We start from the raw sequence: 2,043 nt of genomic DNA on the forward strand, positions 1-2,043 counted from the left end.
TGCGGGCGCTGCCGCCGGGTGGGCGGCCGGCCACGGGGGAGTCGGGCGACGTGGCCGGGAGGGAGCGGGGAGGTGACGCCGCGGGCGCCCTGACCTGACGGGTCGATGGCCTTCCCTGTCGACAAATATGTTGATCGAGAAGGTTGTTGCGCCCGCACGCGCAATCCGACCGGATAACGGAAAACGGCCGGCGGTTTTCCGGTCGACCGTCAACTTGTGTGGGACCTGAGGGGATTGATAACGATCCAGATACGGAATCGTCCTGATTTCGCATGGGGAGCTCGGGGCCTCCGGGGCTCAATAGGATTCGTCTGGTTCATACCGCAGCAGTGCCACAGGAGGCACGCGCGGAACGGCAAGTCGGCGGGCCGCCCACTCGGTGCGGCTCGGCCCGGAGGGATCCCAGATGTTCCAGAGGCAGGGGCGGAGTCTGTCCCGGATAACCACTGTCATGCTCACGACCAGCTTGGCGCTGGGTGGTGGCCTGTTCACGGCCGGTGCGGCGGCCGCGGCCGACACCCCGGCCTCGGGCGTGACCGCCGAGGTTCAGAACGAGATGCTCGGCGAGAAGATCGACGTCGACGGCCGGACCGTCGACGGCGGCCTGTTCACCCTCAAGACGGACGCGGGCGAGAAGCTCCGGACGTACTGCATCGACTTCGACAACCCGGTCTACCTGGACAGCGCCGCCAAGTACCACGAGGCGGACTGGGCGTCGAGCTCCCTCAACAGCAACGCCAACGCCCCCAAGATCCGCTGGATCCTGGACAACTCCTACCCGCAGGCGAGCCTGGCCTCCCTGGCCACGGCCATCCACGTGGACAAGCTGAGCGACGAGGACGCCGCCGCGGGCACCCAGGCCGCGATCTGGAAGTTCTCGGACAACAAGAACGCCACGCCGCGCAACGAGAAGGCCAAGAAGCTCCGCGACTACCTGGTCGGCGACGCCAACAAGGGCGTCGCGGCCGAGCCCAAGCCCTCGCTGACCCTCTCCCCGGACTCCGTCTCCGGGAAGTCGGGCGGCAAGCTCGGCCCGTTCCTGCTGAACTCCAGCGCGAACGAGGTCAAGCTGACCGTCACCGGTGACGCCGCGGACAAGATCAAGCTGCTGGACAAGGACAACAAGCCGGTCAACGGCGCCCTGGCCGGCCCGATCGGCAAGGACACCCCGCTGTACCTGGACGTGCCGGCCGGCACCCCGGACGGCAAGGCCGCCATCAACGCCACCGCCGAGGCCAACGTCCTCAGCGGCCGGGTCTTCATGAGCAAGGTGGACAACAAGGGCCGCCACAGCCAGACCATGATCCTGGCCGGCTCCACCAAGGTGAACGTCGCGGCCGGCGCCAAGGCCACCTGGAAGCAGGGCAAGGGCGCGCTGATCGACAGCACCGCCAAGGAGGAGTGCGCCGCGGGCGGCGTGCGGGTGTCCGTCACCAACACCGGTGACGAGGCCGCCACCGTCACGGTCGGCAAGCAGCAGGTCGCCGTCCAGCCGGGCAAGACCGAGAGCGTGCTCGTCAAGGTCGAGGAGAAGACCCGCTACGACTTCACCGTCACGGGCCCGAACGGCTACTCCAAGCAGTTCACCGGCGTCCTGGACTGCAAGGTCGGCGTGACCCCGACCCCGGCCCCGAGCACCCCGGCCGCGACCCCGTCCGGCACGCCGGTCGCGACCCCGTCGGGCACCCCGAGCAACGGCGCCGGCCAGCCCGCCCCGGCGACCACCAGCGCCGCCCCCGGCACCGGTGGCCTGGCCCAGACCGGTGCCAATGACTCGACCCCGATCCTCGCCGCCGTCGCCGGTGGCCTGGTCGTGGCCGGTGGCGCCGCCGTCTTCGTCCTGCGCCGTCGCGGCCGCCACGGTCGCAGCACCGCCTGAACCGACTGAACCGCCCGAGCGGGCCGGGAGGCACTGACCTCCCGAGACCCTGAGAGCGGCAACCGGCCCGGCTCCCCGCACCCGCTGCGGGGAGCCGGGCCGTCGCGCTGTGCGGCGCGGGGCGGGCAGGGGCGTCGGCCGTGGTGAGGGGGCCGAGGGGCCGA

Annotated in this window: 1 protein-coding gene; it reads left to right on the plus strand. The window is 70.7% G+C overall.

Annotation, left to right across the window (positions count from 1 at the left end; genetic code table 11):
- The first annotated feature begins 451 nt into the window (after window positions 1-451).
- Complete coding sequence (locus KS423_RS44285; RefSeq protein WP_224285335.1) at window positions 452-1,879, plus strand: Cys-Gln thioester bond-forming surface protein; 1,428 nt, start codon at window positions 452-454, stop codon at window positions 1,877-1,879.
- The last annotated feature ends 164 nt before the right edge of the window (window positions 1,880-2,043 follow it).

Source organism: Streptomyces sp. LS1784 (assembly GCF_020103755.1).
Classification (GTDB): domain Bacteria; phylum Actinomycetota; class Actinomycetes; order Streptomycetales; family Streptomycetaceae; genus Kitasatospora.